Origin of the sequence: Amycolatopsis sp. cg5, from assembly GCF_041346955.1 — a bacterium.
In the GTDB taxonomy this organism is placed as follows: Bacteria; Actinomycetota; Actinomycetes; order Mycobacteriales; family Pseudonocardiaceae; genus Amycolatopsis.
Map to the genome: position 1 here is coordinate 5,115,164 of NZ_CP166849.1, position 26,424 is coordinate 5,141,587.

Annotated in this window: 24 protein-coding genes; 15 read left to right on the forward strand and 9 right to left on the reverse strand. The window is 69.3% G+C overall.

From position 1 onward, the window contains the following. Positions 1–266: 266 nt before the first annotated feature. Positions 267–767 (forward strand): hypothetical protein, encoded by a 501-nt coding sequence (locus tag AB5J62_RS22960; protein WP_370941974.1) that lies wholly within the window; start codon positions 267–269, stop codon positions 765–767. A 27-nt stretch (positions 768–794) separates the two neighbouring features. Here AB5J62_RS22960 and AB5J62_RS22965 read toward each other — a convergent pair whose 3' ends face one another. Next, entirely contained in the window at positions 795–3,494 is a 2,700-nt protein-coding gene (locus AB5J62_RS22965; protein WP_370941975.1) for a hypothetical protein, read from the reverse strand. A gap of 126 nt (positions 3,495–3,620) precedes the next feature. On the opposite strand from AB5J62_RS22965, the gene AB5J62_RS22970 reads away from it, so the two are divergent. Both AB5J62_RS22970 and AB5J62_RS22975 read left to right on the forward strand, forming a co-directional pair. Then, on the forward strand, positions 3,621–3,953 hold the full coding sequence (locus tag AB5J62_RS22970; RefSeq protein ID WP_370941976.1) for a hypothetical protein: 333 nt from the start codon (positions 3,621–3,623) through the stop codon (positions 3,951–3,953). A 64-nt stretch (positions 3,954–4,017) separates the two neighbouring features. After that, positions 4,018–4,410, forward strand: a complete 393-nt coding sequence (locus AB5J62_RS22975; RefSeq protein WP_370941977.1) for a hypothetical protein — start codon at positions 4,018–4,020, stop codon at positions 4,408–4,410. 147 nt (positions 4,411–4,557) lie between these two features. Here AB5J62_RS22975 and AB5J62_RS22980 read toward each other — a convergent pair whose 3' ends face one another. Further along, on the reverse strand, positions 4,558–5,313 hold the full coding sequence (locus tag AB5J62_RS22980) for a class I SAM-dependent methyltransferase (protein WP_370941978.1): 756 nt from the start codon (positions 5,311–5,313) through the stop codon (positions 4,558–4,560). A gap of 72 nt (positions 5,314–5,385) precedes the next feature. After that, a complete protein-coding gene (locus AB5J62_RS22985; protein WP_370941979.1) occupies positions 5,386–5,883 on the reverse strand; it encodes a hypothetical protein in 498 nt (165 codons plus the stop codon). Between the two features lie 930 nt (positions 5,884–6,813). Between AB5J62_RS22985 and AB5J62_RS22990 the strand changes: the two genes are divergently transcribed. After that, on the forward strand, positions 6,814–8,223 hold the full coding sequence (locus tag AB5J62_RS22990; RefSeq protein ID WP_370941980.1) for an alpha/beta fold hydrolase: 1,410 nt from the start codon (positions 6,814–6,816) through the stop codon (positions 8,221–8,223). An 88-nt stretch (positions 8,224–8,311) separates the two neighbouring features. Beyond that, entirely contained in the window at positions 8,312–9,799 is a 1,488-nt protein-coding gene (locus AB5J62_RS22995) for an ABC transporter permease (RefSeq protein ID WP_370941981.1), read from the forward strand. A 3-nt stretch (positions 9,800–9,802) separates the two neighbouring features. Here the strand turns inward: AB5J62_RS22995 and AB5J62_RS23000 are convergent, their stop codons facing one another. The 3 genes from AB5J62_RS23000 to AB5J62_RS23010 are packed head-to-tail and all read right to left on the reverse strand — an operon-like array spanning position 9,803 to position 13,586. Further along, a complete protein-coding gene (locus AB5J62_RS23000) occupies positions 9,803–10,330 on the reverse strand; it encodes a flavin reductase family protein (protein WP_370941982.1) in 528 nt (175 codons plus the stop codon). Between the two features lie 3 nt (positions 10,331–10,333). Further along, on the reverse strand, positions 10,334–12,355 hold the full coding sequence (locus AB5J62_RS23005) for a tetratricopeptide repeat protein (RefSeq protein WP_370941983.1): 2,022 nt from the start codon (positions 12,353–12,355) through the stop codon (positions 10,334–10,336). A 13-nt stretch (positions 12,356–12,368) separates the two neighbouring features. Next, positions 12,369–13,586 (reverse strand): hypothetical protein, encoded by a 1,218-nt coding sequence (locus AB5J62_RS23010; RefSeq protein WP_370941984.1) that lies wholly within the window; start codon positions 13,584–13,586, stop codon positions 12,369–12,371. A 373-nt stretch (positions 13,587–13,959) separates the two neighbouring features. Here AB5J62_RS23010 and AB5J62_RS23015 point away from each other — a divergent pair, with 373 nt between their 5' ends. The 4 genes from AB5J62_RS23015 to AB5J62_RS23030 all read left to right on the forward strand — a co-directional run bounded on the left by AB5J62_RS23015 (position 13,960) and on the right by AB5J62_RS23030 (position 17,274). Then, a complete protein-coding gene (locus AB5J62_RS23015; RefSeq protein ID WP_370941985.1) occupies positions 13,960–14,751 on the forward strand; it encodes a BTAD domain-containing putative transcriptional regulator in 792 nt (263 codons plus the stop codon). 64 nt (positions 14,752–14,815) lie between these two features. Beyond that, on the forward strand, positions 14,816–16,015 hold the full coding sequence (locus AB5J62_RS23020) for a GAF domain-containing protein (RefSeq protein WP_370941986.1): 1,200 nt from the start codon (positions 14,816–14,818) through the stop codon (positions 16,013–16,015). Between the two features lie 3 nt (positions 16,016–16,018). After that, the gene (locus tag AB5J62_RS23025) at positions 16,019–16,603 is read left to right on the forward strand and encodes an RNA polymerase sigma factor (protein WP_370941987.1); all 585 of its coding nucleotides are present in this window, start codon (positions 16,019–16,021) and stop codon (positions 16,601–16,603) included. Beyond that, positions 16,603–17,274, forward strand: a complete 672-nt coding sequence (locus tag AB5J62_RS23030; RefSeq protein WP_370941988.1) for a ubiquinol-cytochrome c reductase iron-sulfur subunit — start codon at positions 16,603–16,605, stop codon at positions 17,272–17,274. The genes AB5J62_RS23025 and AB5J62_RS23030 overlap by 1 nt, the downstream gene beginning before the upstream one ends. A gap of 141 nt (positions 17,275–17,415) precedes the next feature. On the opposite strand, the gene AB5J62_RS23035 is transcribed toward AB5J62_RS23030, so the two are convergent. Next, entirely contained in the window at positions 17,416–18,516 is a 1,101-nt protein-coding gene (locus AB5J62_RS23035) for a hypothetical protein (protein ID WP_370941989.1), read from the reverse strand. A 137-nt stretch (positions 18,517–18,653) separates the two neighbouring features. Here AB5J62_RS23035 and AB5J62_RS23040 point away from each other — a divergent pair, with 137 nt between their 5' ends. The 3 genes from AB5J62_RS23040 to AB5J62_RS23050 are packed head-to-tail and all read left to right on the forward strand — an operon-like array spanning position 18,654 to position 21,223. Further along, entirely contained in the window at positions 18,654–19,103 is a 450-nt protein-coding gene (locus AB5J62_RS23040; RefSeq protein ID WP_370941990.1) for a hypothetical protein, read from the forward strand. A 16-nt stretch (positions 19,104–19,119) separates the two neighbouring features. After that, the gene (locus tag AB5J62_RS23045; protein ID WP_370941991.1) at positions 19,120–20,211 is read left to right on the forward strand and encodes a hypothetical protein; all 1,092 of its coding nucleotides are present in this window, start codon (positions 19,120–19,122) and stop codon (positions 20,209–20,211) included. Positions 20,212–20,245: 34 nt separating this feature from the next. After that, the gene (locus AB5J62_RS23050; protein WP_370941992.1) at positions 20,246–21,223 is read left to right on the forward strand and encodes a hypothetical protein; all 978 of its coding nucleotides are present in this window, start codon (positions 20,246–20,248) and stop codon (positions 21,221–21,223) included. Between the two features lie 53 nt (positions 21,224–21,276). Here AB5J62_RS23050 and AB5J62_RS23055 read toward each other — a convergent pair whose 3' ends face one another. Continuing rightward, positions 21,277–22,008: a zf-HC2 domain-containing protein gene (locus tag AB5J62_RS23055; protein WP_370941993.1), complete on the reverse strand. Its 732-nt coding sequence runs from the start codon at positions 22,006–22,008 to the stop codon at positions 21,277–21,279. A 70-nt stretch (positions 22,009–22,078) separates the two neighbouring features. Between AB5J62_RS23055 and AB5J62_RS23060 the strand changes: the two genes are divergently transcribed. Both AB5J62_RS23060 and AB5J62_RS23065 read left to right on the forward strand, forming a co-directional pair. Beyond that, the gene (locus AB5J62_RS23060) at positions 22,079–22,648 is read left to right on the forward strand and encodes a sigma-70 family RNA polymerase sigma factor (protein ID WP_370950316.1); all 570 of its coding nucleotides are present in this window, start codon (positions 22,079–22,081) and stop codon (positions 22,646–22,648) included. A gap of 82 nt (positions 22,649–22,730) precedes the next feature. Next, complete coding sequence (locus AB5J62_RS23065; protein ID WP_370941994.1) at positions 22,731–23,510, forward strand: metal ABC transporter solute-binding protein, Zn/Mn family; 780 nt, start codon at positions 22,731–22,733, stop codon at positions 23,508–23,510. Here the strand turns inward: AB5J62_RS23065 and AB5J62_RS23070 are convergent. Next, positions 23,491–25,140, reverse strand: coding sequence for a class I adenylate-forming enzyme family protein (locus AB5J62_RS23070; RefSeq protein WP_370941995.1), 1,650 nt, complete (start codon positions 25,138–25,140; stop codon positions 23,491–23,493). The two genes, AB5J62_RS23065 and AB5J62_RS23070, sit on opposite strands and share 20 nt — an antisense overlap. Before the next feature lie 98 nt (positions 25,141–25,238). Between AB5J62_RS23070 and AB5J62_RS23075 the strand changes: the two genes are divergently transcribed. Continuing rightward, positions 25,239–26,402, forward strand: coding sequence for an MFS transporter (locus tag AB5J62_RS23075; RefSeq protein ID WP_370941996.1), 1,164 nt, complete (start codon positions 25,239–25,241; stop codon positions 26,400–26,402). Positions 26,403–26,424 lie beyond the last annotated feature (22 nt).

Below are 26,424 nucleotides of genomic sequence, written 5' to 3' on the forward strand. Positions count from 1 at the left end.
GACTGCTGTACGTGCGGCGACCACTCTCGCGAGTCCCACGGACATGACGCTCCCCCAATATCAAGAGAACTCCCCGAAAACATGCCGGGGAACATAGGAAGACCCCACCGAAGCCGAGCGAAGCTTAGGCAGGACCGCGCAGAAACCTCCATTGGCGGAAACGCCACTTTTCCGGCAGGTCAGCCGCGCTGTACCGTCCCGACTGTACAGTGGGGTTCCGGTTGTCCATTGTGGATCGACAGCATTCGCCTGGGGAGTTCTGTGCCATGAGGTTATTCGCAGCCATCGCCACCGCGGGCGCACTCGGTGCCGTCACCGTCCTCACCGCGACGGCCAGCGCGCAGGGTGACTCCGCGCCCGCCGCCACCCAGAGTTCACTGGTCGAGGACTACCAGCACCCGAACCAGGACGGCGCCGCCGCGGTGGGCATGACCTTGAAGAACGGCAACGGCAAGATCTTCTGGCTGGATTGCGCGGTAGGCGGTGATCTCGTCGTCGTGGAAAGCGACAGCATCACCACGCCGAACCACTTCGCCTGCTTCAAGGTGACCGGACCCGGCGGTTACCTCGCGCTCAAGGTCCCTTCGACGTACTTCATCAAAGGCGACAGTCACAAGATCGAAGCCACGCTGACAGCGCAGGTCGACGGCAGAGAAGTCACGCAACCTCCGTACACCATCAAATCCGGCGAGTTCACGCCGGTCGGTGAGACCGTCCACGAAGACCAAGGCCCGGCGGCACTGGTCGAAATCCGCTCTTTGCCCTGACCGACATTCTTTCCAAGAGGATCCGCGTCATCGGCAAGGCGGGGTGAATTCCGTGTCGCCGAAGTATCTGGCCCACTGCTGAGCGGTGATCCTCCCCCGCTGACATACCAGCGCGGCGATCCGGTCCATATCGATCTCCCACACTTTGACGGTCCGGTCATGGCTGCCGGTCGCGAGTGTGTGCCCGTCCGGGCTGAAAGCGGCCGTGTAGACGTTGTCGGTGTGGCCGGCGAGCGGCGCGGCGAGCGCCACCGGACGCCGGGGGTCGCTGACGTCCCAGAGCCGCGCGGTCACGTCCACGCTCGTCGTGGCGAGCAGTCGGCTGTCGGGACTGAACGCGACCCCGTGGACGGGGGCGGTGTGCCCGGCCAGCACGGCGAGAAACGTCGGCTTCGCGGGGTCGGTGATGTCCCACAGCCGCGCGGTGGCGTCAGTGCCGGAGGTGACGAGGGTGCGGCCGTCGCGGCTGAAGGCCACGTCGTTGACGAAGCCGGCGTGGCGGATTTCAGCGGAGATCGTGGCGGGTACACGCGGGTCGGAGATGTCCCACAGTCGCACGACTCCCTCTTTGCCTCCGCTGGCGAGCAGTCGTCCACGCATGGCGACCGTGTAGACGTCGTCGCCGTGGGACATGGTGCCGAGCGGCACCGGAGACGCGGGATCATGAACGTTCCACAGCCGCACCAGGTCGTCGTGGCCAGCCGTGGCGAGCAGGATTCCGTCCGAGCTGAACTCCACATCGCGGACGTCGTCGGACTGTGCCAGCACGGCTACCTGCCCGGCCGTGGTCACGTTCCAGATTCGAACGGTGTCGTCCTGGCTCGCGGAGGCAAGCCAGTGTTCGTCAGGGCTGAACGACACCGCACGCACGGTGTCCTCGTGGCCGCGCAGTACTCGTGGGCTGCCCGTCCCGGTCAGCCGGACCAGCCGGTCGTGCCCGCCGACGGCCAGTAGCGAGCCGGACGGGCTGTACGCCACCGTCCGCACGGCGTCGGTGGCGTCGTTGCCGGAAAGCTGGGTGGGATTCGGCGTCACGAGGCTGCTGATCAGACTGCCGCGGGTCTCGGCGGTCGGCGCCATGCGGAACGCGGCGAGGCTGAGCTGCCCAGCCAGTTCAGGATCGGTGCCACGCACCCCGATCGCTTCGTAGGCGGCGGTGCGGGCCAGTGCGATCCGTTCCTGCCGGGCGACCTCCTGGTGGGACCTGACCGCCACGATCGCGGCCGAAGCCACAACGGCGACGAGTGCCGCGACGGCGAACCGCCGCGCGCCCGTGGCGCGCCGGTGCCGCCGGACGCGGGCGATCGACGCCGTCAAGAACTCCCGGGTGACCGGGCGCAGGTCGGTGTCGGCAGGCGTGACGAACTGGCGGGCCGCGCCGAGCCGCGGCTCGCCGTAGAGGCCCGAGTGGTGACGGCCTTCGCGCTCCCATTGCTCGGCAGCGTCGGTCAGCCGCTGGCGGACCAGAAGCCGGGTCCGGTCGGCGTCGACCCAGTCACGAAGCCGTGGCCAGGCTCGGATCACCACGTCGTGCGCGATCTGCGCGGTGGCGGAGTTGAGGGTCACCAGCCGCGCGGCGGCCAGCGACTCCAAGACGCCGCAGTCAAGGCTCTCACCCTCGAGTTGCACGGGACACCGCGTGTCGTCCGTGCCGTCGCCGATCTGGATCATGCGTAGCAGCAGTCGCCGGGCGGTGTCCTGGTCTGGGGGATCCAGCGTGAGGTAGGCGCGTTCGGCGGTGGCGGCGATGGCCCCGTGCAGGCCACCGGTGAGCCGGTACCCGGCGAGGGTGAGGACGCCGTCCTCACGGTGCTGCCAGGTAGCGAACAACGCGTGGGCCAGCAGCGGCAACGCACCCGGCTCGGCACCGAGCTCCGCGAGCACGACGTCGGCCAGGCCACGCTCGACACGGAGCCCGACGGCACGTGCCGGCTTCTCGATCACCTCGTGCAGCTCGGCCTCGCACATCGGCCCCAACGGCATGGTCCCGACGCGCAACGCCGCCAGCAGGTGCGGATAGGCCGTGCAGTGCCCATAGAAGTCCGCACGCAGCCCGATCACCACCCGCGCCCGCGTCTCGCTCAAGGCCGCGACGAACGAAAGCCGCTCGTCCTCGCCCGCGCACTGGGTGAACAACTCCTCGAACTGATCGACGATCAGCACCGTGTCCGCGTCCAGCGGTTCCAGCGACGGGTGGGCGGTGGGCGTCATCGTCACACAGCGCCAGGTCCGCGAGCCGGGGATTCGCCCGGCCCGCACGGCCGGGATCAACCCCGCACCGAGCAAGGAGGACTTGCCGGCCCCGGACGGCCCGACGACGAACAACAGCGTAGTCGCAGCCAGCCGGCCGACGAGGTCCGCGACGACACGCTCCCTGCCGAAATAGAACCGCGCATGCTCGGCGTCGAACGACTCGAGGCCTAGATAGGGACACACGGCGTCGGGCAGCTCAGGCTCCGGAGCGGGCCGCTGCGCGAATCGCTGATCGACGATCTGCTCACGCAACTCGATCCAGTGCTCGACGTCGCCTTCACAAGCCGCCACGAACCTGCGCACGAACTCGGCCGTCGGCAGCTTGTCCGCGGTGAGTGCCCGGTTGACCGTGGACACCGGCAACTGCACGCCGCGGCGCCGCGCACCATCCTGCAATTGCTGCAGCGTCCGGTATCCGGCACCCGCCATCAGCTCCCGCAACTGGGTGCGGAACAGGCCTTCACGTTCGGTCACAGCCGGAAACTCTAGAGCGAATGCCCAGGTCAGCGGCATACCGTATACGGGAATTCACTCGGCGGTGCGCGGAAGCCACAAGCTCGGAGCAGTCCGGCCACGGACCACGAACCGAGAGGAAACACCATGACCGCACTACGCCATGGCATCACCCTGCTGGCCGCGGCAGGCACGCTCGCGCTCAGCGCCGGCACAGCCGAGGCCACCGTCAGGCTGACCCACGGACAGGACTGGGCCGACGCGACCAGCACCGCGGTACGCGCGTTCGACGGCGAGTCCGACGGCAACGGCGTGTACGCCGACTTCTACCTGACCACCGGCGCGCACGGCTCGGTCTGGGACGGCAACGGCGCCGACGGCAACCCCGGCCCGTGGGCATCTGTCGGCGGCAAGATCGCGAAGTTCCGCGTGTGCGAGGACCACGTCGGCTGCTCGAACTGGTACACCAACCCGTCCTGACGACGAGAAAGGAGCAGACATGAACACCCAGACCACGCCACGGCGGTTGGCTGCCATGCTAACTGTGGTTACCGCCGCTCTGACCGTCGTCGTCGCATCCGCGTCGGCCGCGCAGGCCGACACCTGCCGAAAGGTCAAGACCCCGATCAAGGACTTCACCGTCTGCGGTGCCGCACTGAACTGGACCAGCAAGACCATGCACGCGGCCACCCTCGACCGAGGCCAGGCGTGCACCGTCTTCGACACCCACGGCAAGAAGCTCGGCAGCATGAAGTGCACCAAGCGCGACGTGAAGCCCAACGCCACGGCCAAGTTCCGCGACACCGACGCGGTGATGTTCCCGAGCAGCTACAAGATCAACGAAAACACGATCCCCGGCGGCTCGTGGATCAAGATCAAGGTCGCGGTCGTCTGCGTCAACCCGCTCAACACCCAGGTCCGCTGCTACGGCTACTGACCGGCACGCAACAGGTCGAGTTTGGCGAGTGCCGCCACCCCGCGGGAGTGGCGGCACTCGCACAGCAAGCGGCGCCGCACGTCGCGCCCACCCAGTTTCCTCTTCCGCCGCAGCGGATCCGTCCACAAATACCGTGGCCGGCCCCGGTCAGTCGGTCTGCAGGACGAAGAAGAGGCAGCCCAGGAATCTCGTCTCGGTGGGATCCGGGAATTCATCGGGGAACAGCTCGCGGGCTTCGGGTGCGGGAGGCGGCTCGTCGATGACGATGATGCGGAAGCCGGCCGCGGTGAAGGCCTTGGTCATGGCATGGAGCGGGCGGTCCCAGAAAGTCAACCGGGTGGACTGGCCATGCAGTGTCCATTCCTCGGTCCGGTCGCGAGTCTGGAAGTAGCGGGATTTGTCCCCGGCCGCACGCTCCATCAGGGTGATGGCGAAAGGATGTTCGACCGAGACGATGAGCCGTCCGCCGGGCGTCAGGACGCGTCGCAGTTCGGCCAGTGCCGGCCCCCAGTCCCGCAGGTAGTGCAGCACCAAAGACAGGACGACATCGTCGAACTCGCCATCGGCGAAGGGAAGCGGGTCAGCCAGATCTGCGACCCGCAGGTCCGCCTCGGTGCCCAGCCTTCGCCGGGCCAGCGCCACCATGCCCGCGCTCGCGTCGAACCCGGTCACGACCGCACCCCGATCGCGTAGCGCGGCGAACAGCGGGCCTGAGCCGCAACCAGCGTCGAGAATCCGACGGCCGGTCACGTCACCTGCGAGTTCCAGCATCGCGGGCCGCTCGTAATAGGCGTTCATCAGATTGGTCTCGTTCTCGGCCGAATACCCCTCGGCAATACCGTCGTAGTCGTATTCCCGGGCAGGATCGGCGGAAACCACATGGCTTTCCGGAGTCGAGGTCATATTCACAAGACGCGCCAGTGGTGACAAAGTTGCCAGGAACGATCAGTCTGGGCGAAACAGAGTGTCGCGTGGCTAAAGCAGGTCGTCCCAGAATGGGATCGGCATGGGGTGACGCGTCGGACGGTCTGGGTCGCCGGGGTAGAACTCCGTGGAGACGTAGTCGAGAAGGTCGAACCCGTAGTGGATGATGTCCGTCTGATGCATGGACAACACGGGGTATCCGAAGGTGCCGCGCCCCGACGGCAGGCAGCGATGGACGAAGATCGGGATCATGCGCGGCACGGTTGCGAGGTGTGCCTTCGCCTGCTCGACGGCTTCCTCGTCGCGGGACGGCCGCTCGCCCCAGCGCTCGTACCAGAAGTCGTTTTCCACCACGTCGTACAGCACACCCTCGACCGGCCAGTCGACCTGCCTGCGAAGAGTCTCGGAGTCACCGGCACGCCAGTCCGGCCAGCCACGCCCCGTCGGGAGAACCTCCGCGAGCAACGCGCGGTGGTCGTCGGCGAACTCGAACCCGAACCTCTTCTCCAATGCGGCCAACTCCGCCTCGGTCAGACCCGCCTCCAACACGAACCTCTTATGCCTGAGCACGTGCTCTTTCAAAAGACCCGCCGCCGCCAACCCAAGCGCCGCGCCATTGTCGAAGTCCACAACGCAACGATCACACCCGTTGCCCCCGGCAGCAACCTATTTGCCCCGGAGCGACGCTCGCGGTTCTTGACGCTGTCACGCCAGGACCGCGTCAACGCCAGTAGTCGCCGTCGGGAATTGGCTGATTCGTTCTCCCCCACGGCTGGGTGACGACACACCCGCCGGACACGTCGGTCGCAGGCCGGGGTCCGTCGTGGGGGTCGTGAGTGGTACGGCCGGTTCTAACCGGCCTAAACACTCACGACCCCTTGGGGGCCCATCTCGTAGTCGCCGGTTCGAGTCAGGGCCTCCCTCACCCGCACCCGCCGAGTGGGGGCCTCCCTCACCCGAAATGTCGGGTAAGGGAGGCCCTCACTCCAGCCAGCCGACCCATGCGTCAGCCGTGGCGTTCCCTCGGCTCCGATCAACTGTCCACTCAGGACACCAGCCGCCACCCTCGCCACCAAAGTCGCTGGGGCTACCGGCCTGTATGAAGGCTCCCCTCATACAGGCCGAGCTGTATGAAGGCTCCCTTCATACAAGTCGAACTTGATGAAGGCTCCCCTCATACGCCCATGCTGCATGAAGGCTCCCCTCATACGGGCCGAACTGGATGAAGGGAGCCTTCATACACGCGAACCCCGCCGTCAGCGCGAGCGTGGGCGCGACGCCAGGCTTCCCTGGGCACGGGGGTCGTGAGTGGTACGGCCGGTTCTAACCGGTCTAAACACTCACGACCCCTTGCTTTCGCCAGGCCACATCGTGGGCGAGGGGTTCGCCAGGCTCAGGCCTGTCGGGCGACCAGCCAGACACCGTCGAACCAACGGCCTTGGGCAACCCCAATCTTCGACAGGCGTCTTGATCGACGTGATGATCTTGGATCGCCGCCGTGCCATCGCGGCCATCGCCGTCGCGATCAGCGTCGCGGCCACCGCGACCCCCGCGAACGCCCAGCCCTCCGGACTCGACTGGCGGCCGTGCGCGCAGGACGCCACCGCGGACTGCGCGACGTTGCTGTTGCCGATCGACCACACCGACCCGAAACTGGGCTCGTTCCCGCTCGCGGTGGCCAGACGCAAGGCCACCGACCCGGGCAAACGGATCGGCGTGCTGATGGTGAACCCCGGCGGGCCTGGCGGCTCGGGGGTTTCGCTGGCGGTGGGGTCGAACAGGCTGTTCGGCGCCGAGGTGCTGGCGCGGTTCGACGTGATCGGGTTCGACCCGCGCGGGGTGGCGGCCAGCGCGCCGATCCGGTGCTCCAGCGAGCTGCTCGGGCAGAACCCCGGTGAACCCCATGACCAGGCGGGATTCGCGGCGCTGGCCGCGTACAACCGGAAGCTCAGCGCCGACTGCCGCCACCGGTCCGGGCCGATCTTCGACCACGCCGACACGCTCTCGGTCGTGCATGACATGGATGCGCTGCGGGACGCGCTCGGCGAGCGGAAGGTCAACTTTCTCGGCTTTTCCTATGGCACGCAGATCGGGCAGCAGTACGCCCAGCTCTTCGGCGACCGAATCCGCACCATGGTGTTGGACGGCAACATGGACCACAGCCTGCCGTTGGACCGGTTCCTGCGCACCGCGGCCGCCAGTGGCGACGACGCGCTCGGCGCGTTCGCGCGGTGGTGCGAGTCCGACACGGCGTGCGCGCTGCACGGCAAGGACGTGCTCAAGCACTTCGACGGCCTGCTCGAGCTCGCTGACCAAGGCGCTCTCATCGAAGGCGGGGCGGGTGCCGCTTCCACCTGGTACGTCATACAAAAGGTCTACGGTTCGCTCGTACAGGGCGATCTGCGCGGCCTGGCTCAATGGCTGAGCACTCTGCGCCCAGGCGACGCGGCCCGATCGATCGGTGCCGGTACCAGTACGCACCCGCGTGCCGCCGTCTTCTGCCAGGACTGGACACCGAGGATCGCCGGCTACGCGGACTGGCAACGGATCGTCGACAGCGAGCGGGCCGCCGCGCCGCAGTTGCGCTACTCCTCCGAAGCCAGGGAGGCGGCGTTGAGTTGTATCGGCTGGCCGCGGAAGGCGAACAATCCGCCGGCCCCGGTCAAGTTCGGGCCTGGCCCGGCCATTCTGCTCGTGAACCCGGCGCACGATCCCGCGACCGGGTTGGCCTGGGCGGAGGGGCTGCACCGGCAGACCGCGAACCGGACGAAGTTGCTTCGAGTCGACAGCATCGGCCACACCGCTTACCCGCGAACCGACTGCGTCCGGACCGCGGTCGAAGACTACCTCGTCGGCCAAAAGGTTCCCGAGCGGCTGACCTGCCCCTGACGCGTCGGACGAAGCCCAGGTCACCGAGCTCGGCTTCGTCCGTCCGGATCACTTCAGGTGGTAGGCCCCGATGATGGTCTGTTCGAGCGTGTTGCCTTTCGAGTCGGCCTGCGGCGTGGCGCTGGCCATCGGGCTCGGGCGGCTCGTGCCGCTGGCCGGGTTGACAGCCCCCGCCACCCCGGTGCTTCCCGCGCTCGTCGTCGTGGTGGGCGCGACCGCGCTCACCACACTGGCCGTGCTCGCGCCCGCCCTGTCGGCGGCACGCGTCTCGCCACTGGAGGCGCTGCGCACCTCGGCGACGGTGGACGCACGCGGCCGCATCGGCGTCGGCCGCCTGCTGCTCGGCCTCGGCCTGCTCGGGGGTGCGCTCACCCTGCTGTTCACCGTCGCCTCGGCCGGTCTGGCGAGCGACAGGCGGGGATCGGCGCAGATCGCGGAGCTGCTGCGGCAGACCGTGTTCAGCGGCGCGCTCGCGTTCTGCGCGCTCATCGCACTCGGCCCGGTCGTGGTCACGCCGTTGCTGAAGCTGGCCGCGAAGCTGTTGCGGCGCAGCACCGTCGGCAGGCTCGCGGTCGCGGGCGTCGGCGGCGCGCCCCGGCGTGCCGCGTCGATCACCTCCGTCGTGGCGCTCGGTGTCGGGCTGGTGATCGCCACCATCACCGGCGCGCAGACGCTGGCGGGACTCGGCAAGGCCGAACTGGCGAGCGCCTACCCCGCCGATCTCAGAATCACCGGTGACGTCGACGTGAACTTGTTGCGGCACAACGGGTTACGTGATGTCCAGCCATATCGGCGCATCGAGGGGGTGAACGTCGGCGGGAAACTCACCATGAGCGCGACGGACCTCGACCTGCGCGGCCTCGCCGGCATCGCCGACTTCCGCGTCGAGGCCGGCTCGCTCGACGCCATGGGACCGGGCCGCCTCATCCTGGCCAGTAAAATGGCGGCGAGGCTCGGCCTGACCGCCGGATCCGTCGTCGACGTCAACGGCCGCGAGAGGACCGTCGCCGCCGTCGTCCACGGCGAACTCCCGCTCGGCAGCCTCATCCTCGACAGGTCCGATGTGGACGGACCGGTCACCGGAGTGCTGGCCAACGGCGACCGGTCGGGGGTACCCGCGGGCGTCGATTTCGTTGTGCTGGCCGACAAGCGCGCGGCCAAGATGGACCAGTTCACCACCCTGGCCGCCATCGCGATCGGCCTGGTCTGCCTCACCGTGCTCATCTCGGTCGTCGGCGTCGGCTCCACCACGGCGCTCTCGGTGCTCGAACGCCGCCGCGAAATCGGCCTGCTGCGCGCCGTCGGGCTTTCCCGTGCCCGGCTGCGCGTGATGATCGCCACCGAAGCCGGTGTCTACGGCGCACTCGGCGCCTTGCTCGGACTGGCGCTCGGCTTGCCCTACGCCTGGCTCGCCATCGTCTCACTCGGCATCGGCTGGCCCATGCAGGTCCCTTTGCTCGCGGTGCTCACCGTCGTACTCGCGCTCGGCGCGCTCACCGCCGGATCGGGCCTGTTCTCCGCCCGCGCGGCCGCCAAAGTCAGCCCGGCGACCGCCTGCGCCGACAACGCGAGTTAGTTCTCACGAAAGAGCTTTCGGCAGGCCAGGCTCGCCGGTAGCGGCGGCGCGGTCGAGCGCGACGTAGTCTCCGTCGACGAAGATCAGTGCGGGCTCGGCGGAGATCGTGTGGTCCTCGATCCGGCCGATCACGATCACGTGGTCGCCGCCGTGCGCCACCTGGGTCCGCTGGCAGACGAAGCTCGCGGCCGTGTCGGCGAGCAGCGGGGGCCCGAGCGGGTGCCGGTGCCAGCGCACCTCGGCGAAGCGGTCTTCGACACGGCTCGCGAACCGCTGGGCGATCGGCCGCTGGCCCGCCGAAAGGACGTTGACCGCGAAGCGGCTCGCGGTGGTGAACGCGGGCAGGCCCGCCGAGGTCCGCCGCAGGCACCAGAGCACCAGCGGCGGATCCAGCGACAACGAGGTGAACGAGTTCACCGTCAGCCCGACCGGGTGATCCGCACCGTCCACAGTGGTCACGACGGCGACGCCGGTGGCGAAGCGGCCCAGCGCGGCGCGCAGCCGTGTGGACGACGACCACGGCGCGGCCATGGCTCAGGCCTCGGCGTGGCGGAGGCAGCGGTCCAACTCGGAGCGCGCGTCCTGGTCGTCGGGGTCGAGCTCCACGGCGCGGCGCAGGTCGGCGACCGCGTCGTCCCAGCGCCCGTTGACGGCCAGCGCGGTGGCCCGGTTGAAACGCAGCGCCGGGTCGTCGCCGAGCGCGAGCGCGCGGTCGAAGTGCTCGACCGCCGCCGTGGCGTCGTCCTGGTCGAAGCTGAGTTCGGCCAGCCCTGCCCAGGCGGACCGCAGGCCGGGATCGGCCGCGAGCGCGGTGTCGTACGCCCGGCGTGCCTCGGCGTGGTGGCCCGCAGCCGCTTCGACCCTGCCCAGCACGCAATGCAGCTGGGGGTTGTCCGGATCGAGCGCGAGGCCCGCTTCGACGTCGGGGCGCGCCAGGTCGGGTTCGCCGAGGTCGGCCCACAGGCCGGCGCGGTTCACGTACGCGGGGGCGAACTCGGGGTCCAGTTCGAGCGCGTAGGCGAAATCGGCCAGCGCGCCCTCGACGTCACCGTGGCCCGCCAGCAGGTCGCCGCGGTTGTAGTAGACCTCGGGGAACGGCGGCGAAAGCCACATCACGCGCTCGTAGTCGGCCAATGCCTCGGCGTCGCGGCCGAGTTTGCGCAGTACGGCCGCGCGGTCGAAGTAGTACTCGGGATGGTTGGGGTCCACCTCGATGACCGCGGTGAAATCGGCGAGCGCCTCCTCGTCACGGCCGAGCCCGGCGCAGACCTGCCCGTGGTTGTGCCGCAGCACCGACCGGTGCAGCTGGTGCGCTCCCGGCTCGAGCTCGGCGTCGACCAGCGCGAGCGCGTCCTCGACCAGCCGGAGCGCGGCGGGCAGGTCACCACGGTGCACCTCGACCAGCGCCAGCCCGTTGCGCATGAACGCGGTCTGGAACGCGCGCTGCTCGCGGTCCGGCTCGGTGGTGGCGATGGCGATCGCCAGGTTCGCCCAGCCCGTGGCGATGTCGTCGTCGCGTTCGGCGGCCGGCAGGTAGCGCGTGTAGAACATCGCCGTGGAGTACGCCACGCGCATGTGGACGACCGGGTGCGTGCTCGACCGCCTTGCCTCGGCGTACAGCGCCGCGACCTCGTCGGTGCGGCCGGACACGGCGAGCGCGTTGGTCAGCGTGGTGCACAGCCGCATGCAGGTCAGGCCCTGGTCCCAGCCGATGAATTTCCTTGCCCGGTAACCCAATTCGATGGTCGCGGCGTAGAAACCGGCCTGGTTGCAGGTCATCGCGGCGTGCAGCAGCGCGTCGGCCGCGCCCTCACCGCCGAGCTCGCGATGGAACGGGATCGCGCCCAGTGACAGCGAAGGCTCGCCGAGGGCTTCCAGTTCGGCCGCGCGCTCGTTGTGCAGTTTCGCGCGGTGCTCCGGATCGAGTGCTTCATAGGCGGGACGCAGCTCTTCCGCCAGGCACTCCCCCGCGACGTACGCGGCCGCGAGGTCAGCGTCGGGCAGCGTGCGCGCGGAGGCGGATTCGTGCCGCGTCGCGCCCGGCATCTCGAAGGCGCCCGCGCCGCACAGCACCACGGTCAGCAACGCCGGATCGACCCGGCGCACCACAATGGACAGGAACTCGACATCGGTGGCGTCCGCGTGGTCGACGTTCTCCACGACGAGCGTGCGAGGTCCGGTCGCGGTGACGAAGTCGCGGATCAGCTCGGTGAGGCCGTGTGCCAGCCGGGTGACCCGGCTCGGCGAGTAGAAGCGCGTGCGCTCCTTGCGTTCGGCCAACGAGGTCAACGTTTCCCTTGTGGACTGGATGCTCGCGCGCAGCTCCGGCGCGACGGCCAGTATCTCCAGATCATGGCGGGTGACCAGGTCGGGCGTGGCCGCCATGAGCTCCGGCGCCAGCGAACGCAGCAGCGTGCCCGCCGCGGTGTACGGGCCGCGCAACCGGCGATGCGCGTCCACTGTGGACGTCAAGACGGGTGGCAAGTCCAGTCGTCGAACGGTTTCCGCGCGGCCGTTCCGGTCGCCCCCGGTCACCCGGTGATGTGCTGCCGGCATGGTCTCCCCCTTGTCAGTCGATCACGTGTGTGAGTTTCGAACGCTTCCGCCGCGCGCGTTCGCGCAGCGCCAGCACCGCAGGGACGGCGAACTGCGCCACCGTCAGCGCCAGGAAGACGATCGAGTCGGCGACCTCGGTCCAGCCGCTGGTGTCGGCCGCGACCAGCCTGCCGAACACGGTGCCGAAGATCCGGATCGCCGACGGCAGCCCGACCAGCGCCAGCGTGCCGAGCAGCACCGCGTACCCGCCGAAGAGCAGCCATGAGTACCAGCGCGCGACGGCACGATCCCGGTGATGCCACGCCGTCTCGTCGACCGGTTCGCGGCCGAACAGCCTGCCGATCCGGTTCGAGATCATTTCGCGTGCGGTCTTCTGCAGGTCCACACAGCCGAGCACGGTCGAGATCACGTGGTAGACGTCGGTCTGCAGGTACAAATAGAACTGCCAGACGAAGCGCAGCACACACGCGAACGCGAGCGCGAGGCACACCCGGCCGAACTGCGGCTCGACACCGTCGTGGCGCACCAGCGCGGCGAGCAGTGTCAGCACCGCGCACGCCACCACGTCGGCGAACATCCCGGCCAGCATCGGCAGGTATCGCCGAGCGCGCGGCACGGTGACCAGTCCGTCCAATGAGGTCTCGACGACCACGAAGTACAGCCTGCGGCCGATTCTCATCTTGGTGCGCAACCCGAGCCGACGGCCGGCGAGCGCGTGCGCGCCTTCGTGGAAGATGATGAACGGCAGCTGCCCGAGTGTCAGCCCGAGCTCCAGCACCAGCATGTAGTCGGTGAAGAACAGGTTCCGGTAGTGCGGTGCCAGGCTCGGTTCCCGGACGCTCACCACGACCGCGGCCACGATCAGCGCGCCGTAGCAGATCCACGCCGCGGGCGAGAACACCGCGGCGCCCAGCCGCTGCCAGCGCACCGGTCCACTGTCGACGGCGACCTTCCCGTCCTCGGCGAGGAATTCGAGTTCCCGCATCGCCTCGACGAATTCGACCACGTCGACCGGTTCGCCGTAGTTGTCCGCATACCACGCGGCAGCGGCGCGCGGAGACATTCCTTCGGCCAGGCGGCGCAGCAATTCCGCGCCATCGGCCGGCAGCACGCAGTAGGCGTCGATGTCGGCCCTGCCGACGGTCACTTCGTCGCCCTCGTCGAGAAAAGTGAGCGGGTGCACCGCGACCGGCCGGTCGAGATCGGTGTCGCCGCTGGTGGAAATCGCCATGACATCCTCCGGGGATCGTGTGCGCGGCCGGTGAAACCGGGACGGCCGAGGTGTGATCCGGCCGTCCCGGCCGTCACCGTGTCACCCCGCTCAGCAGGGGAGGTACGGCGAGGACAGGCTGGTCAGCCTGATGGAGCCGGCCTTGCGAACAGTGATCTTCTTCATGGTGCACCCCCTCTCTCCCTCGTTCGTCCACAATGGACGTAAATCGGGGTGCCCGTACGGCACCTGCTTGTGTGCACGAAAGTCCGTTACGGCGCCTGTCTTCGCTCGCTTAGTCTCGCGAGCTGGAGCGCCGCCGGACGACCTTGCCCGGCAACGATGACGCACTCCGGTCAGATCCGGATCAGATCCGGTCGAGAGGGGACGGACCATGGAGTTCCGCTTACTGGGCGAGGTGAGCGCGCGATCGGGCGCGCACGAGATACCGCTGGGACCGCGCCAGCAGCGGCTGGCACTCGCGGTGCTGGCGCTCGAGGTCAACCGGCCGGTGCCGATCGAGCGGCTGGTCGACGCGGTCTGGCCGGTTTCCCCGCCCCGCACGGCGAACCACGCTGTCCGGGTGTGTGTTTCCCAGCTGCGCTCGGTACTCGGGGACGTTCCGGGCATTGCCGTCGAAACGCACGGATCCGCGTATCTGCTGCGCTGCGACCCGCTGCGGATCGACGTGCATTTGTTCCAGGCACTCATCGGCCACGCGCGCGACGCCGACAGCGACGAGCGCGCGGTCGAGCTATTCGACCAGGCGCTGAAGCTGTGGCACGGTTCGCCGCTCGCCGGCGTCGCTTCGCCGGAGACAAGGGAATCCCTGTGCGGCGGCTTGGAAGTGGAGCGGATGGTCGCCGTCGAGGACCGCCTCGACGCGCTGCTCCGGCTGGGCCGTCACCGCGACCTGCTCGGCGAGCTGACCAGCCTCGCGGAAGCACATCCGACCAGGGAGCGGCTGATCGGGCAGCTGATGCTCGCCCTCTACCGCAGCGGCCAGGCGAGCCAGGCACTCGAAGCCTACCGGCGTACCCGTGCCCATCTGTCCGAAACGCTCGGTGTCGACCCCGGCGCCGAACTCTGGGAGCTGGAACTCGCCATCCTGCGCAACTCCCCCACGCTACGCCCGGCCGCCCACTGCCCCAGCTGCGGCGGCCCGCTGCGCAGGTGTGGCACTTGACGGAGATCGGATTGCCGCTGAACGGCGCTGTCGGGCGGGCGGATCTCGTGTAACGCTCGACACCGTGCCTGACAACGGCTCGACGGCCGGCTGTGAACCGAGGAAGCTCATCACCGGGCTGATCGGCGCCATCAGCTCGGCGACCGCCGAGCTTCCACTCGAAGAGTTGCTGAGGCTCATCACCGGGACGGCACTCCGGCTCACCGGCGCGACGACCGGCTCACTCGGCCTGTACGACGCCGAGCACCGTCTCACCGAACTCGTCCGGGTCACTCGCGACACCACCTCGCCCCGGGTCGGGCACGACTTCGTCGAGATGATGCTGGCCAAGGACCAGCCGATCGAACCCCGGCACCCACCCGCGAACCCGAGTCTCTCCACCCCCGACACCACAGTGGACTCCTTTGTCGCGGCCCCCATACCGGCCCGCGACCGCGAATCCGGCAGCCTCCGCGTCACCGGGCGGGCATTCGACGACAGCGACGGCACGGTCGTCAGGGCGCTCGCGGCGGCCGCGGGCATCGCCATCGAGCATCACCGGCTCACCACCGAGTCCCGGCCGTACAGATGGTGGCGCGACAGTGGCGACCGGATAGCCGACGACCTCCGCTCAGGCGCCGCGCCCGACGACGTGCTGCGGGGTCTCGCTGATCGCGCCAGAAAGTTGCTCGACGCCGGATACGCGTTCCTCGCGAGACCCGAGTCCTCGGAGCGGAACGCCCGGATGGTGGTCGTCACCTCCGCGGGATTCGAGGACCAGCGGGAAATACCGGCCGACAGTCCACTCGTGCGCGAGACGTTCCTGTCTCGCACGGCGCTGCTCGAACCCGACGGCGAGTTCGGGCCGGCGATCATGATCCCGTTGCACACACCCATCTCCATCTGGGGCGTGCTGGTCATCCTGCGTGACCGAACCGGCGAGCCGTTCCAACCCGGCCACGTCACGCTCGCCACCCGCCTGGCCGAGCAAGCCGTCCGCGCGTTCCAAGACACCCGCGACGTGCGGCACGACCGCGAACTCGCCGTTCTCGCCGACCGTCAACGCATCGCCGACGACCTCTACACCCAGGTCACCGAGCGGCTTCTCCGCATCGAACGGTCACTGCGGGAGACCCGCCGCCATCACCGACATCCGCACGACCGTCTTCGACCTGCCAGCTCCGGCGCCACCGGAATGAGCTCGGCCGTGCGGGGCTCACCGTGTAACCCGTGCTCCTATCCATGGTGGCAAGGAGTGGTCTGGGTGCGGGAGGCCGGATGGTGACGGGTGGCGGCGCAGCGGTTTTGGAGCAGGCGAAGACCAAGTGAAGACGAGCCGTCGGATGCTGTCGCGCATGAGCGCCTGCGCGCGGTGTCGGCGGACGCGTACGCGAATTGGGAGGCGATCTACCGCGACAACGTGGACCGGGTGTACCGCTTGATGTTCGCGAAGGTCGGGAACCGGCCGGACGCCGAGGATCTGACGGCGGAGGTGTTCATGACGGCGCTGAAACCGTTGCGTGTGTCGGCGAGCGTGGGTGAGGTGCGGGCGTATCTGCTGATGACCGCGCGCACGGTGCTGGCCGGGCATTGGCGGCGCACCCTGGGCAGGGAGGTCACCGCGCTCGACGTGGAACGGGTCGTGGAGCAGTTCACGCCGGAGACGGTGGACGCGGAATCGGCCGCGAAGGCGAAGGCGATCTTGGCGGAGCTGCCGGACCGGTATCGAGCCGTGCTGCGGCTGCGGTTCCTCGAGGCGTGTTCGCTCAAGGAAGCGGCCGCCGAGCTTGGCGTGACCGTCGGCAATGCGAAGGTCCTGCAGCATCGGGCGCTGCGTCAAGCGGCGGCCGTCGCGAGCCGGTTGGAGGCGTGATGCGCGGACTTCGCCGTTATGTCAAGGATTTGCTCCGCGGGCGACGCCCTCGCCCGTTCGCCGCGGACCCGGCCGAGCAGGCACAGGCGCGCGCGGCGATCCTGCTGCGCGCCGCAGGCCCGGACCGGGGACCGGCGTCCGACGATTTCGTCGAGGATCTGAGACAGCGGCTTGCTGCCGAACTCGATGACGCCGACGAGGCCCCGCGTGGCGGGAGCCGGCGTCGATTCGTGGAGGTGACCACGGTCGCGGCGGCGTCGGTGGCACTCGGTGTCGGGTTGGACCGCGTCCTCACCGGCGATGGGAAACCGAGTGCTCCCGAGGCCGCGACGGTCGTGCCGGACGGCGGCGAATGGCGCGCGGTCGTCGCCGCCAAGGACCTGCCGGAAGGCGCCGTGGTGCCGTTCGACACCGGCGCGGTGTCCGGATTCGTCGAACGCGCCGGCGGGCAGGTCCGGGCCGTGTCGGGCGCGTGCACGCATCTGGGCTGCAAGCTCAAGCTCAACGCGCCTGCCCGCCAGCTCGACTGCCCGTGCCACAACGCGGCGTTCGCCGTCGACGGCGCGGTGCTGCACCACCGGTTGCCGATCGAGCTGCCCCCGCTGCCGCGCCTGCTGGTGCGCGAATCCGGCGACGTGGTGGAGGTCTTCGTGCCCACGCGCACGACGTGACCAGCCAGCGGACCTCGGCGACTCGCGTGATCGTCGGCTCGGCGTGGGGTCGTGAGTGGTACGGCCGGTTAGAACCGGCCGTACCACTCACGACCCCTTCTTCGGCTGCCTCGTGCGTGGCCGGGCGTGGATGAAGTCGAGCTAGGTCAGCAGCAATTCGTAGCCGACGGTCGACACCGTTCCGTCCGGCGCGGTGAGCACGGCGGTGCCGACGATGTCACCGGCGTCGTTGATGCCGGTGGCGCCGCCCAGCCGCACGTTCGGGGTCCGCTTGACCAGCGAGTTCAACTCGGTCGCGTGGCCGTCGCGGTACACGAAACCGTTGCCGACGCCCGATATGTCGGGGAACACGGCGTCGGCGCCGACGATCACCCCGCCGGTGTTGATCGCGGTGGCGTGCGCGGTGCCCTGGTTGACGCCACGCGGCACGTTCAGGTCGATCGCCTTTCCACCGCTGAACAGCACCGCGTGGGAGTCGAGGAGCGAGCTGCCGGCGGGCGACGCCGAACCCACCGCCTGACCCGCGGTGTTGATGGCCAGCGCCTCGCTCCAGGCTCCGCCATTGAGCTGGCCGAGCGTAATGAGCTTTCCGTTGACCCACTCCAGTGCCACTTGGTCACCGCCGGGCAGGGTGCCGCCGGGGACCGCGGCGTCGCCGACGACCACTCCGTTGCTGTTCTCGCCGAGCGCCTCGGTGTCGTTGGAGCCGTTGAGCGGCGGCAGGTTGGTCACCGTGGTGCCGTTGCGCTGCCACGGTGTGATCGAGGCAGGGCCGGCCTGCCAGCCGACGATCTGCTGTTGCCCGTTGATGCCGAACGCGTCGGCCGACCCGGTCGGGTTCACGCCGAGGTCCGATCCGGCGCCGCCGGGTCCCGGCCAGATCGCCGGGCGGGTGATCTCCTCGGCCCCACCGGGGACCACGACGTTCTGCTGGTAGTTCCCCACCACCACGCCCTGGTCGTTGATGGACCGCGGCACGGCGTTCTGGTTGTTCGTGCCGGGGTCGGCCAGGAAAATGGGTGTCGTCGTGCCGGCCTTGATGACGAACCCCTCCTCCCGCCCGAAGCGCGCCGGGTCGAGACCGACCCCGATGATGTCGCCGCGCGCGTTGATCCCGCGGTATTCCAAGGTTTTCGCGGAGCCGAGCACGAGCCGGTACTGCGGCGCGGGCGCGGCTGCCGCGTTGGGCACGGCCATACCGGCACCCACGGCCAACACGGCTACCTGAAAAAGCAAACGCATGGAAATCCTCCCTCGATAGAGACGTTCTGCGTCTTCGGGTAATAGGCGCCGGGGTTACACGTCATAGCGATCCGGGAAATGTAACCCGCTTGCGTATCAACACATGTAGGTATCCAGACAGAATGGGAGCACATTCGATGCGCAAAGCAATGGCCATGATCGCCGTCGCCCTCAGTGGCTTGGCCGTCATCAGCAGTGTGACGGGTGGTGGCGTCGCACAGGCCGGCAATCGGCGCTGTGGCCCAGCGGTGAAGACCGACGGCCTTGGCACACTGGGGACTTCGTGGAAACTGAAGTCCCAGTACGACGACGACGGGCCGGTCGGCAATCCGTTGGTCGCTGGCGAGGAGTTCGAGATCGCCACCGCGGCCGGGCAACACTGGTCGGTGTCCTTCGCGGACAACGGTGCCGGGTTCTTCGGCAACCCCGACGACATTTCCGTGGCGGGCGGGATCAGGGAGGTCCATCCGAACCCGGCCAGGCACAACCAGGCCAACCGCATGTCGGTACACGCCAAGCGGTTGGACACCGGTGAGACCATCGACGGCTTCGTCGACCTGCCCTTCGCGCCGCCCAACTGCGGCTAGCGGGAGGAGCGACCACATGTCACGAAGAACGCGAAGGTCACGGAACGCCTGCCTCGCCGGTGCGGTGGCGATGGCACTGATCGGAGGCTCCGCCACCGCGGTGGCGGCCACCCCGCACTACACGCTGACCGTCGCCCCGGACTCGGTGCAGCGGTTCACGGGAATCAACGACAACGGCGACGCCATCGGGATCGGCATGAGCGGGTCGCAGTCGGGCTTCGTCATCAAAGCGGGCACGACCACACCGATATTCCTGTCCACAATGGCCGATCCGGGCAACGCGCACCAATTCACCGAAGCTCACGCGATCAACGACAAGGGCGAGGTGGTCGGGGACATCTTCCCGTCCGGCAGCCCGAACATCCTCCGCGCCGCCCGCTGGCCCACCGCCGGTGCCACCGGCGTCGATCTCGGGGTGGATCCGGCCCAGCCGTTCTTCGACGTGGAAGCCACTGGCATCAACGACAACGGCCTGATCGCCGGGCGGACCGTCGACTCGGCGAGCAAGGTCACCGCCTGGACGGTGAACGGCGGCAAGATCACCCGGCTGCCGTTCCTGCCAGGCGGGGCGCAGGCCCGTGCCCGCGCGGTCAACGACTCCGGCTTGGTGGTGGGCAGCTCCGCGATCTCGGCGTCGGCGACGTCGGCGGCCGCGTGGCAGGACGGGCAGGTCCGCGACCTCGGCGTGTTGCCAGGCGGCAACTTCGCCGAAGCACTCGCCGTCAACTCCGCCGGGGTCGCCGTGGGCGTCTCCAACACCACGCCCAGCGGCGACGGCATCGCCCAGCGCGCTGTCGAATTCGTCGGAGGGAAAGTGCTCGACCTGAACATCCCGGGCACCGGCCCCATCGCCAACTCCACCGCCACCGGGATCAACGACAGCGGCGTCATCGTCGGCGCACTGCCCAACGGCGGCGCCTACGTCTACCGCGACGGCGTCGCGACCGACCTGAACACGCTCATCCCGCCCGGCACCGGCTTCCACATCATCAACGCCACCGCGATCAACAACAGCGGCACGATCGTGGGCACCGCGCGGAAAGGGTTCGGCGGGCGCACCTTCGGCGTCCTGCTCACCCCCACCCTGCCCACTAAGGGAAAGCCCTGATGATCTTGGGCCCGGATTCACCTACCGTGCTGGAATGATCCGACGCCTCTTGCTCACCCTGCTCGGCGCGGCCGCGCTGCTGCTGGTGCCGTGGACGGTCTACCTGGCCTACACGCTGCCCGCCGGCCACGGCACCGAGCAATGGCGGTCGGCCTGGGTGGGCTTCGACATCGCGTTGGTCTGCTGCTTCGCCGTCGCGGCCTGGCTGGGGCTGCGACGGCGACGCGCCGCCGTTCCGATGCTGGCCGCGACGGCCGCGCTGCTCTGCTGTGACGCCTGGTTCGACGTCGTGCTCGACTGGTCCGCGCCGGACCACCTGGTCAGCGTCGCCATGGCGGTTCTCGTCGAGATTCCGCTCGCGGTCGTGCTCGCCTGGCGGGCCAGGCAGCTGCTCATCGGCGGGATGCCGAGCCGAAGCCTGACCGTGCAGGACATCGAGCTGCACAACGACCCGTCCTATCAGCGGCTGACCCGTGAACTGAGCACGCTGGGCGTCGCGACGCCCAGCACGCTCGCAACCACACTCGGGCACTCGCCCGAGGAAGTGAACGCACGGCTGCGACGACTTGCCGTAGGTGGATACATCCGCGAGTGCGCGAACGGTCGGTGGCGCATGGCGGGCCAATCGCTGCGGCTGCCCGTGCTCGACGAGACCGACGAGGCGGATCGGCCGAAGGTCGCGGCCTACTTGGCGGCGAAGTACGCGGGCGAACTGCGCCTGCTCGGCTGGGCCGCCGAGCACCGAGACGAATTCGGGCCTTGGGGCCAGGGCGAACGCGCGGTCACCCATCTCACCGCCGCGGAACTGGCGGACTTCACCGCCGAATACAACGAACTGCTCACCCGCTACTGCCTGCTGCGCGACCGTCCGTCGGCGAAAACCCGGGAAGTCGCGATCCGTTTCTACGCCTTCCCATTCCCCGCCGACAGGTCAGTTCAGCCGACGGCCAACGTCACGCCATCCTCCACAGTGGACAGCAGCGGCGTCGTGCCCACGAAGAAGGGGTCGTGAGTGTTTTCGCCGGTTAGAACCGGCCGTACCACTCACGACCGGTCCGTGCTGGCTCAAGCGGCGTGGCCGGTCGGGCGCCGCCGAGCGCGACGGTCGTGGCCGTCCTCGGGTGCGAGCGCCAGCGAGCCGTCGACGGTGAGCTCGATCTGCTCGTCGGTACCGAGCGCGTCGCCGACGAGCGGTCCAGGTCGGCTGTGTTTGCGGTCTTGGCGGTACACCGCGAACAGCAACGCCAGCCCGATCACCAGGAAGACGTGCGTGACCAGGCGTGCCGTGGTGACCCTGCCACCGAGCAGGTCGCTCGCCGAGACCGCGCTGAGCACCAGCACGAACCCGGTGATCATCGGCAACTGACCGGCGGCCGCCTTGGTGCGCACCGCCGCCCACAGCAGCCCGATGCCGATCGCGAGGTTCCACGCGGCGCCCTCGTTGAGCAGGTGACCGGCCGCCGCGTCGCCGTGGCCGCCGTGAGTGCCGGTTTCGACGCCGAGCAGCTGGGCGAACGCGAGCCCGCACTGCACCAGCCCCACGACGCCGAGCGCCACGCGCAGGCCCCATTTCTCGCGGGGCGGCGGCGGCGAGTTCTCGAGGATGAGCGCGGTGAGATCCGGAACTTCGGGCGCGCTGCGGACGAGCATCGACCGGCGCAGCAGCCTGCTCTGGTCGAACCAGCCGCGGCAGGCCTGACAGGTCGCCAGATGCCGGTCGACCTGGTCGTCGGGCAGTGGCCCCTGCTCGGAGTCGATCCTGGCCGACAGCGCTTCACGGAAGATCTCGCAGCTCACAGAGACATAGTCGTCCTTGCGGTCTTCGAAGTTCCCGGGCCTTCGATGTATTACGGTGTGGCGCGTGCCTGTGAGCCGAGCGCGTGACGACGATGAGCGGAACACCGAACTCGCGCTCGCCGCGGGCAAGGGTGACCGGCGAGCGCTGGAGGCGTGGGTGCGCGGCACCCAGGCCGACGTCTGGCGTTTCCTCGCGCACAGCGTGAACCCCGCGGCGGCCGACGACCTGACCCAGGAGACCTACCTGCGCGCGTTCGGTTCGCTGCCGCGGTTCGCGGGCCGCGCGTCCTCCCGGACGTGGCTGCTCTCGATCGCGCGGCGGGTCGTGGTCGACCAGATCCGCTCCGCCTCCGCCAGGCCCAAGGTGTTCGGCGGGGTCGACTGGCAACGCGCGATGGAAGACCAAGCGACGCGGGCGGGTCAGTCCGCGGGCTTCGAGGACATGGTCGAACTAGGCCTGATGCTACGCGGCCTCGACGAAGACCGGCGTGAGGCGATCGTGCTCACCCAGGTGCTGGGCCTGTCCTACGCCGAGGTCGCCGAGATCTGCGGCTGCCCGGTCGGGACCGTGCGCTCGCGTGTCTCACGCGGACGCGAGGACCTGCTGCGTGCGCAGGAAGAGAACAACAACGCGATGTGACCGCCGGGAACTTTCCCGGCTCGATGTCCGACTCCTTGGCCGTGGCTCATGCCGCGTTGACTGTGGAGAAGGAGATCGACTGATGGCCGTCACGGGAATTCGGGTCACCGCGCTGGCTGGCGTGCTGCTGCTGGCGGCCGCCTGCGGAACGCCGCAGGCGGCACAGCCGGACGCGGCAGGCAAGCAGGGCTTGAAGGTGGTCGCGGCGTCCACCTGGGAGGCCGCTTTCGCCAAGGCCGCGGGCGCCAAGGACATCACCGTGATCGTGCCGCCGTCGGTCGCGCACGGCGCCGACTACGACCCGAAGCCGTCCGACCTCGCCGCCGTCGCTTCGGCCGATCTCGTGCTCTACGCCGAGTTCGAGGGTTTCGCGGGCAAGCTCAAGGAAGCCAGCGGCAGCCAGGCCAAGACCATGCAGCTCAACCTGGACAACAGTCCCGAAGCCGTGCACGCCGAGGTGACCAAGCTGGCGGAGAAGCTCGGCACCACGGCCGCGGCGAAGGACTGGCTCGCCGGGTACGACAAGGCCGTCGAGGAGTCGAAGGCGAAGCTCAAGGAGGCGACCGCGGGCAAGCAGCCCAAGGTCGTCGCCCAGGTTTTCGTCACCTACGCGGCGAAGCTGGCCGGCGCGGACGTGGTCGGCACGTACGGGCCCGCGCCGGTGACGCCGTCGCAGCTGGCCGAGCTGACCGCCAAGAAGCCGGATCTCGTGCTGGACAACGCGCACATGTCGACCGGCGAGGTCATGCCCGGCTCCTCGGTCAAGCAGGTCAAGATCATCAACTACCCCGGCGCCGACTACGACCTGCTCGGCGTCTACCGCACCAACACCGACGAGATCGTCAAAGCGCTGAAGGGTTGACGGCGAGCTGACGCAGCGCGAGCCGGTCGACCTTGCCAGCGGGGCCGACCGGCAGCGCCTCGCGCAGCAGCAGCCGCTCTGGCAGCTTGTACGGCTCAAGTCCTTGCCGCACAAGGAAACGTGTGAGGTCGTCCAGCGTCAGACCGGCTTCGCCCGCGACACAGGCGCACATCCGGTCGCCGAAGACCGGGTCGGGCACGGCGACGCAGGCGACGTCGCGCACACCGGGATGGCGTTGCAGCAAGGCCTCGACCTCGGCGGGGCTGATGTTCTTGCCACCACGGATGATCACGTCCTTGCGTCGGCCGACGACGCTCAGGTAGCCGTCCTCGTCGATCCTGCCGAGGTCGCCGAGCCGCACCCAGCCGCCGGGCGTGCGGTACTTCGCGTCGAGGCCGGGCGCGCCGAGGTAGCTCATCGGGGTCATCGGGCCGCGCGCGAGGATTTCGCCGACCTGGCCGGTCGCCACCGGTCTCAGTTCGTCGTCGACGACCTTGATCTCGGCGACCTGCGGGTTGGGGCGGCCCGCGGTGTGCCCCTTGCCGGACGGATCGTCGAGCGCCGTGTGGCAGTTGACGCCGTCGGCCGAGCCGTAGACGTTGATGACCGTGGCGCCGAGCTTCTCGCGGACCAGCTCGGCGGTGCGCGGGTCGAGCGCCGACCCGCCGAGCACCACGGTGTCCACACTGGACAGATCGGTGGTCCCGAGTTCCTTGCTGTCCATCAGCTTGCGGATCATGGTCGGCACCCCGAAGACATGCGTCGGGCGGCCGTGCCCGATCGCCCGCAGTGCCGAGTGGACGTCGAAGCGGGGCAGCACGAGCATGGTGCCGCCGTTGGCCGCCATGGTCGCCGGGGTGGCGTTGCTGCCGAACGCCGTGCCGAGCGGCATGAGGAACAGCGCGCGGAACTCCTCGCGGTCACCGCGGATCTCGGCGATGAACCTGCCACGCCCGCCCGCCAGCGCGTTGTGCGAGTACACCACCATCTTCGGCTCGGCTTCCGAGCCGGAGGACACCAGGACGCGGGCGGCACTGTCCGGATCGGGCCGGACGGGTGTGAACGCGCTCGGATCGGCGGCCAGCAGCAGCGACATCGGCACACAGCCGGGCGGCGTGCTGCCGCCGACGGCGACGACCGCGCGCACCTGGGGAAACTCGGCGGTCAATTCGAAGGTCCTTGCCGCGCAAGGGAAATCGTCGTAATAGGTGGCGGTGATCGCGACCGTCGCGCCGGAGCGGCCGAGCAGGCTCGCGATGTCGCAGTCGCCGCGGCCGAGCGGGAACGGCAGCAGGGTCGCGCCGACCGCGGCCACGGCGAAGTCGAGCGCGCAGCTGAGCCTGCTGTTGGGCAGCTGAACGGAGACCACGTCGCCCGGCTCGACGCCGAGCGCCACCAGCCCCGCGGCCAGCCTGCGGATCACCACGTCGAAGTCGCCGTAGCCGATCTCGCCGTCCGCGTCGACGACCGCGGGTCTGTCCGGCCATCGCCTGGCGTGGCGTTCGAACAGCGTGTAGAGGTCGGCGCCCGGGTAACGGCCCTGCGCCGCCCAGGCGCGCCGCAACGAGTTCGGCACGAGGTCGCGGTAGAGCCGGGTCCGGGGTGCGGCCAGCAGTTCGCTCAGGGTCATGTCACCAGGAGTCGGCCGAACCGGGCATCTGGTTCCCACGATCGTGTTCACCGCAGTTCAGCGGAACTCAATAGGGTGACGAACCGACTATGAGGAGCATGGTGACCGAAACGACCTCCCGGCAGCCCGCGGCGACGACCGTCCTGCTGACCGCGGCGATGGCGTTCTCGATGCTGCCGCTGTTCCTGCTGGGTGCGCTGGCACCCGCGCTGGTGGCCGAGTTCGGCATCGGGCGGCCGATGCTCGGTGTGCTGGTCACGGCCGGTTTCGGGGTGGCGGCCGTGCTCTCGCTGGTGATCGGGCAGGTCGTCGACGCGCTCGGCGCGCGGCGGTGCGCGACGGCGCTGTTCGGCATCAGCACGGTGACGTTGACCGTGTTCGCGCTGGCGCCGCACTACCTGGTGCTGGTGCTCACCGTCGCACTGGGCGGGATTCCGCAGGCACTGGCCAACCCCGCGACCAACAAGATCATCGGCCGGTCGGTGCCCGCACCCCGGCGCGCGCTGGTGATCGGGGTCAAGCAGTCCGGGGTGCAGCTCGGCGCCTTCGCCGCCGGACTGCCGCTCGCCGGGCTGGCGAGCTGGCTGGACTGGCGGCTCGCCGTCGGCATCGCGGCGGCCTGCGCGGCAGTAGCCACTGTGGCCAGTCTCCGGCTGCCCGCGGATCCGGCGCCCGCCCGCCGCCCGGGACTGCGCGTCGCGTTCACCGCCGAGCCCGCGATCTGGTGGCTGCTAGCCTTCTCCGTCCCGCTGGGCGCCGGGATCGCCGCGGTGAACACCTACGCCGCCCTCTACGCGACGCAAGAACTCCACTGGGGAGCGCAGACCGCGGGCGCGCTGGTCGCCGCGCTGGGCGTGACCGGCATCGCGGGCCGGATCGGCTGGTCACGGCTGGTCTCGGGCGGCCGCGCACCCACCAAGATCCTCGGCCCGCTGACGGCGGGCGCGGTCGCGGCGACCGGTGCGCTGCTGGCCGCGCGGCAGTTCGGCTGGGCTTGGGCGTGGCTCGGTGTGCTGGGCGTCGGCGCGTTCGCGGTGGCGGCCAACGCGGTGTCGATGATGGCCGTGATGGCGATGTCCACACCGGACCAGACCGGCCGGAACTCGGCGTTGGTGTCGGCCGGGTTCTTCGGCGGCTTCGCACTGGGTCCACCGTGCTTCGGCCTGCTCGCGGACCTGGGCGGCTATCCGGCGGGCTGGGCGCTCGTCGCCGCCGAATTCGCCGTCGCCGCGCTGGTGGCCTGGCGGGGAGCGCGCCGGTGATCGAGTCCATTGTGGACGCCGT

Bases quoted from the DNA above. Each gene is read 5' to 3' on its own strand.
- AB5J62_RS22960 (WP_370941974.1), top strand. From the start codon at position 267: ATGAGGTTATTCGCAGCCATCGCCACCGCGGGCGCACTCGGTGCCGTC.
- AB5J62_RS22970 (WP_370941976.1), top strand. From the start codon at position 3,621: ATGACCGCACTACGCCATGGCATCACCCTGCTGGCCGCGGCAGGCACG.
- AB5J62_RS22980 (WP_370941978.1), bottom strand. From the start codon at position 5,313: ATGACCTCGACTCCGGAAAGCCATGTGGTTTCCGCCGATCCTGCCCGG.
- AB5J62_RS22990 (WP_370941980.1), top strand. From the start codon at position 6,814: ATGATCTTGGATCGCCGCCGTGCCATCGCGGCCATCGCCGTCGCGATC.
- AB5J62_RS23000 (WP_370941982.1), bottom strand. From the start codon at position 10,330: ATGGCCGCGCCGTGGTCGTCGTCCACACGGCTGCGCGCCGCGCTGGGC.
- AB5J62_RS23005 (WP_370941983.1), bottom strand. From the start codon at position 12,355: ATGCCGGCAGCACATCACCGGGTGACCGGGGGCGACCGGAACGGCCGC.
- AB5J62_RS23010 (WP_370941984.1), bottom strand. From the start codon at position 13,586: ATGGCGATTTCCACCAGCGGCGACACCGATCTCGACCGGCCGGTCGCG.
- AB5J62_RS23015 (WP_370941985.1), top strand. From the start codon at position 13,960: ATGGAGTTCCGCTTACTGGGCGAGGTGAGCGCGCGATCGGGCGCGCAC.
- AB5J62_RS23030 (WP_370941988.1), top strand. From the start codon at position 16,603: ATGCGCGGACTTCGCCGTTATGTCAAGGATTTGCTCCGCGGGCGACGC.
- AB5J62_RS23035 (WP_370941989.1), bottom strand. From the start codon at position 18,516: ATGCGTTTGCTTTTTCAGGTAGCCGTGTTGGCCGTGGGTGCCGGTATG.
- AB5J62_RS23040 (WP_370941990.1), top strand. From the start codon at position 18,654: ATGCGCAAAGCAATGGCCATGATCGCCGTCGCCCTCAGTGGCTTGGCC.
- AB5J62_RS23045 (WP_370941991.1), top strand. From the start codon at position 19,120: ATGTCACGAAGAACGCGAAGGTCACGGAACGCCTGCCTCGCCGGTGCG.
- AB5J62_RS23050 (WP_370941992.1), top strand. From the start codon at position 20,246: ATGATCCGACGCCTCTTGCTCACCCTGCTCGGCGCGGCCGCGCTGCTG.
- AB5J62_RS23065 (WP_370941994.1), top strand. From the start codon at position 22,731: ATGGCCGTCACGGGAATTCGGGTCACCGCGCTGGCTGGCGTGCTGCTG.
- AB5J62_RS23070 (WP_370941995.1), bottom strand. From the start codon at position 25,140: ATGACCCTGAGCGAACTGCTGGCCGCACCCCGGACCCGGCTCTACCGC.
- AB5J62_RS23075 (WP_370941996.1), top strand. From the start codon at position 25,239: ATGGTGACCGAAACGACCTCCCGGCAGCCCGCGGCGACGACCGTCCTG.